The organism is Aeromicrobium sp. CnD17-E (assembly GCF_024124745.1).
Lineage (GTDB): Bacteria > Actinomycetota > Actinomycetes > Propionibacteriales > Nocardioidaceae > Aeromicrobium.
The window spans coordinates 1-4213 of the sequence record NZ_JAMXRU010000167.1; the positions used below are offsets into that span (position 1 = coordinate 1).

Here is a 4213-nt window from a genome sequence, read left to right on the forward strand (position 1 = left end):
GCGCCGAGCGGGTCGGCGCCGTAGCTGGTGCCCGGCGCGGGCGCCACGGCCTTGTCGTCGAGCACGGCGTCGAGCGCCTGGGCGGCCGCGAGCGGGTCGGTCGGGTCCTCCACCACGACGGGCGCGAGGTCGACGAAGACCGGCTCCAGGACGCGGGCGAGCGCGCTGGTCGGCACGGCGCCGTCGCCCACGCTGAGCCACAGCGAGTTGGCACCGTTCTCGAGGTCGGTGACGACCTGCTCGGCGGTGACGTCGGGGTCGGGGTCGGTGAACCAGGCCCGCACGTCCCAGCCGTCGAGCTCGCGGGTCGCCGCGCTGCCGCGCGTGAAGGGCGCCTGGCCCGGGAGCCCGGTCCCCGGCAGGTCGGCCGTGAGGGCCGGGGTGCCCAGCGGGGTCACGCCGATGCCGTCGAGCGTGCGGCGGGTCAGCAGACCCCACACGTCGGCGTCGGGGGCGTCGTCGGCGAGCTTCTTGGTCTTGCGCAGGACAGCAGCGGTGGCCTTCTCCCAGGCGGCGACGTCGGGGGCGACACCGTCGGCGAGGGGGACAGCGACCGTTGCCTCGGGGCCCACGCCGGAGCCGAGGTCGGATGCCATAGGGGGCATCGTAGGGCGGGCGTGTGAGCCCGGCCACCTCATGTGACGAACCCGACGGTGGGGGGCTGGAGCGGCCCTGGGAGGGCTGAGAGGATGGGGTGGTGAAGATCCCCGCCAGGTTGCTGCCCCAGGACGGACGATTCGGCTCGGGCCCCTCGAAGGTCCGCCCCGAGGCCCTCGCGGCGCTCGCCGCGACCGGGTCGTCGCTGCTCGGCACGTCGCACCGGGCGGCGCCGGTGAAGAACGTCGTCGCCTCCGTGCGACGCGGTCTCGGCGACCTGCTCGAGCTGCCCGACGGCTACGAGGTCGTGCTCGGCCTCGGCGGCTCGCACGCCTTCTTCGACGCCGCCGTGCACGGCTTGGTCGAGCGTCGCAGCCAGCACCTGGTGCACGGCGAGTTCAGCCGCAAGTTCGCGACGGCCGCCGCGCGGGCCCCGTTCCTCCAGGACCCCGACGTGCTCGAGTCGCCGCCGTCGACCCACCCCCTGCCCCGCGCGAACCCCGACGTCGACGTGTACGCCTGGGCCCACAACGAGACCTCCACCGGCGTCATGGTGCCGGTCGAGCGTGTGCCCGACGCCGACCCCGACGCCCTCGTGCTCGTCGACGCGACGTCGGCCGCGGGTGGGCTGTCGGTCGACCTCGCGCAGACCGACGTGTACTACTTCGCACCGCAGAAGTCGTTCGCGTCCGACGGCGGGCTGTGGATCGCGGTCATGTCGCCCGCCGCCGTCGAGCGGGCGGAGCGGATCGCCGCCTCGGGCCGCTACGTGCCCGCCTTCCTCGACCTCCCCACCGCGATCGAGAACTCGCGCAAGGACCAGACCTACAACACGCCCGCCGTGGCCACCCTCGTGCTGCTCGACGAGCAGGTGCGCTGGCTGAACGAGCAGGGCGGCATGGACTTCGCGGCACGGCGCGTCCGCGACTCCAGCGCCCGTCTGTACGAGTGGGCGGAGGCCTCGACCTTCGCGTCGCCGTTCGTGACCGCCCCCACCGAGCGCTCCTTCGTCGTGGGCACGATCGACCTCGACGCGTCGGTCCCCCAGAAGGACCTCACCGGCGTCCTCCGCGAGAACGGCGTCGTCGACCTCGACGGCTACCGCGGCCTCGGCCGCAACCAGCTGCGCGTCGGCATGTTCCCCGCCGTCGAGCCCGACGACGTCACCGCCCTCACCGCCTGCATCGACTGGGTCGTCGAGCGTCTCTGACGTCCGAGCGGTTTACCACGGTCCCGTGGTGAACGTCGTCCTCCCGCGGCATGCTTCCCGGGGGAGGACGACCCTTGCCGCGGGAAGTCGCCGTACCGCAGGGGTCGACGACGGATCGATTAGTGTCGGCCCATGCTGATCGACCTGGGGGACGGCCGCCGTCCCGACGTCCCCGACTCCGCCTTCGTGGCGCCGAACGCGACGCTGGTCGGATCGGTGGTGCTCGGCGAGGGAGCCAGCGTCTGGTACTCCGCGGTGCTGCGGGCGGACAACGAGCCGATCACCATCGGCGCCCGCTCGAACGTCCAGGACGGGTGCGCGTTCCACGTCGACCGCGGGATGCCTGTGCTGCTGGGCGAGGGGGTCTCCGTGGGCCACAACGCCGTCGTGCACGGCGCCACCGTCGAGGACCACTGCCTCATCGGGATGGGCGCCGTGGTGATGAACGGCGCCGTCATCGGGCGTGAGTCCCTGGTCGCCGCGGGCGCTCTCGTGACGGCGGGCATGGAAGTGCCGCCACGGTCGCTCGTCGCCGGCGTGCCGGCCAAGGTGCGCCGAGAGCTCACCGACGACGAGGTGGAAGGACTTCACCGCAACGCGCGGATCTACGAGGAGCACCGCGAGCTCCACCGTCGCGGTCACGTCGTCGACTGACTGACCTGTCTTCCCTGGGCAGACGTCGTCCTCCCCCGGGAAGCATGCCGTGGGAGGACGACGTTTACCACGGGACCGTGGTAAACCGCCGACTCACGTCAGCCAGCGGGTGATCGGGTCGATGGCGAAGTAGATGACGAACAGCGCCGTCACGACCCACATCAGGGGGTGGATGGACGCGATCCGGCCGCGCGTCACCCGCAGCACCACCCAGGCGATGAAGCCGGCGCCGATGCCTGCGGTGATGGAGTAGGTGAACGGCATGAGGACGATGGTGAGGAAGGCCGGGATGGCGATGTCGGGGTCGTCCCAGCTGATGCCCGTCACCTGCGACATCATCAGGAAGCCGACGAGCACGAGGGCGGGGACGGCCGCCTCGTTCGGGATGTGCTGGACCAGTGGCGCGAAGAACGTGGCCAGCAGGAACAGCGCCCCGGTGACGATGCTCGCCAGACCGGTCCGCGCACCGTCGCCGACGCCGGCCGCGGACTCGATGTAGGACGTGTTCGACGAGACGCCTGCCGCGCCGCCGGCAGCCGCCGCGATGGAGTCGACGACGAGGATCCGCTGGGCGCCCTCGGGCGAGCCGCCCTCGTCGTTCAGGCCGGCCTCGGCGCCGATCGCCGTCATCGTGCCCATGGTGTCGAAGAAGTCGGCGAGCAGGAGGGTGAAGACCAGCAGCGACGCCGCGACGACGCCGACGCGCTCGAACGACCCCAGCAGGGAGAACTGCCCGAGCAGGCTGAAGTCGGGCGTCTGGACGATGGTGTCGGGCAGCGACGGGACGTTGAGGTTCCAGCCCTTGGAGGTGGGGTCGCCACCGCCGCCGGGGGTGTCGGTGATCGCCTGCACGACACCGGCGAGCACGGTGGTCGCGAGGATGCCGATGAGGATCGCGCCGGGCACGCCGCGCGCGTGCAGGGCGATCATGAGCAGCAGGCCGAGGCAGAAGACGAGCACGGGCCAGCCGGCCAGCTCGCCGCCGATGCCCAGCCCGATCGGCGGGGCGGCGTTGCCGGTGGTGCGCACGAACCCGGCGTCGACGAGGCCGATGAGCGTGATGAACAGGCCGATGCCGACGGCGATCGCCGTCTTGAGCTGCGCGGGGACGGCATCGAAGACCGCCTTCCGGAAGCCCGTCAGCACGAGCAGGAGGATCACGAGACCCTCGATGACGACCAGGCCCATGGCGTCGGCCCACGTCATCTGCGACGCGACGGAGTAGGCGACGAACGCGTTGAGGCCGAGGCCCGTGGCGATCGCCAGCGGGAAGTTCGCGACCGCGCCCATGAGGATGCTCAGCACGCCGGCGGCGAGCGCCGTGCACGCGGCGATGGTCGTGAAGCCCGACCCCGGCTCGCTGCCACCGCCGAGGAAGTTGCCGTCGGCGTCCGGGACGCCGGCGAGGATGATCGGGTTCAGCACGATGATGTAGGCCATCGTGAGGAACGTGACGACACCGCCACGCACCTCCCGGCCGACGCTGGAGCCGCGGGCGGCGATCTTGAAGTGGCGCTCGAGCACGGTCGTCATGGCCCGCAGCATGCCAGACCGCGACGTCCGGCCCGGAGCCGTCCCCGTCCCGTGGACGTCCGGTCGTCGGGGTCCGGTCAGTCGTCGTCGCGGCGCGTGATCCACACGCCGAACGCGGCGAGCAGGAGGACCGCGAGACCGCCGACGGCCACCGCGAACCACGGGCGGCCCAGCTCGGTCGGCGCCGGGGCGCTCGGCGTCGTCGCGGCCGCCGGCGTC

The 4213-nt window shown here is 72.3% G+C and carries 4 protein-coding genes; 2 read left to right on the forward strand and 2 right to left on the reverse strand.

Features of this window, described 5'->3' with window-relative positions:
* Positions 1–596, reverse strand: a 596-nt coding sequence (locus NH339_RS17500) for a methylmalonyl-CoA mutase family protein (protein ID WP_253027279.1), incomplete at its 3' end; no start/stop codon positions are given.
* A gap of 101 nt (positions 597–697) precedes the next feature.
* Here NH339_RS17500 and serC point away from each other — a divergent pair.
* Both serC and NH339_RS17510 read left to right on the forward strand, forming a co-directional pair.
* A complete protein-coding gene (gene serC / locus NH339_RS17505; RefSeq protein WP_253027280.1) occupies positions 698–1807 on the forward strand; it encodes a phosphoserine transaminase in 1110 nt (369 codons plus the stop codon).
* Between the two features lie 132 nt (positions 1808–1939).
* Positions 1940–2461 (forward strand): gamma carbonic anhydrase family protein, encoded by a 522-nt coding sequence (locus NH339_RS17510; RefSeq protein ID WP_253027281.1) that lies wholly within the window; start codon positions 1940–1942, stop codon positions 2459–2461.
* 93 nt (positions 2462–2554) lie between these two features.
* Here NH339_RS17510 and NH339_RS17515 read toward each other — a convergent pair whose 3' ends face one another.
* Positions 2555–3994, reverse strand: a complete 1440-nt coding sequence (locus tag NH339_RS17515) for an NCS2 family permease (protein WP_253027282.1) — start codon at positions 3992–3994, stop codon at positions 2555–2557.
* Positions 3995–4213: the final 219 nt, after the last annotated feature.

Excerpts from the sequence above, each read along its gene's own strand:
- NH339_RS17515 (WP_253027282.1), bottom strand. The coding sequence starts at position 3,994 with ATGACGACCGTGCTCGAGCGCCACTTCAAGATCGCCGCCCGCGGCTCC.
- NH339_RS17510 (WP_253027281.1), top strand. The coding sequence starts at position 1,940 with ATGCTGATCGACCTGGGGGACGGCCGCCGTCCCGACGTCCCCGACTCC.